This window comes from Parafrankia sp. Ea1.12 (assembly GCF_900465275.1).
GTDB lineage: Bacteria > Actinomycetota > Actinomycetes > Frankiales > Frankiaceae > Parafrankia > Parafrankia soli.
Genome location: NZ_UBIZ01000332.1, coordinates 1 through 676, shown reverse-complemented (window position 1 = coordinate 676; position 676 = coordinate 1). Strand labels below are relative to the sequence as shown.

1 protein-coding gene and 1 pseudogene are annotated in these 676 nt (G+C 75.9%); both read left to right on the top strand.

Features of this window, described 5'->3' with window-relative positions; all coding sequences use genetic code 11:
- The coding region (locus FMEAI12_RS18400; protein WP_200835328.1) for a PLP-dependent transferase at positions 1-339 on the top strand (339 nt) is incomplete at its 5' end.
- Positions 336-676 (top strand): annotated as a pseudogene (locus FMEAI12_RS18395) (homoserine O-acetyltransferase); the annotation flags it as partial. The gene FMEAI12_RS18400 and the pseudogene FMEAI12_RS18395, both read left to right, overlap by 4 nt.

The following is a 676-nucleotide window of genomic DNA, read 5'->3' as shown; positions in this document are numbered from 1 at the left end:
GGCTGGAGGCAGCTGGCCGGTTCGCCGTGGTACGAGCGGGCGAGCCGGGTCCTGCCCCGCGGCGCGGGCGCCGTGCTGGCGTTCGGTATCGAGGGCGGTGCGGCGGCGGGCCGGAAGTTCGTCGAGGGCCTGGAGCTGTTCAGCCACCTCGCCAACATCGGCGACGTCCGCTCGCTGGTCATCCACCCGGCGACGACCACCCACTCGCAGCTCACCGACGCCGAACAGGCGGCGACCGGGGTCACCCCCGACCTGATCCGGCTGTCGGTGGGCATCGAGGGCATCGACGACATCCTCGCCGACCTCGACGCGGGCTTCCGGGCCGCGAAGTCCGGATGACCGACCAGCGTCAGGACGCCGCACCCGCCAGCCAGCCGGCGCCGCCACCCCGGCCACCGTCGGGTCCGCGGCCGGCACCGCCGTCGCCGTCGCCGTCGCCGTCGCCGTCGCCGCCGGCGTCGGCGGCGTGGCGCCCCGGCGACCCGGTGGGAGATCGCCGGTTCGTCAGGTCGGCCGGCCCGCTGACCCTGGAACGCGGTGGTTCGCTGCCCGAGGTGACGATCGCCTACGAGACGTGGGGCACGCTCGCGCCCGACGCGGGTAACGCCGTGCTGGTGCTGCACGCGCTCACCGGCGACAGTCACGCCGCCGGCGGCGTGACTGTCGCCGGTGAGCG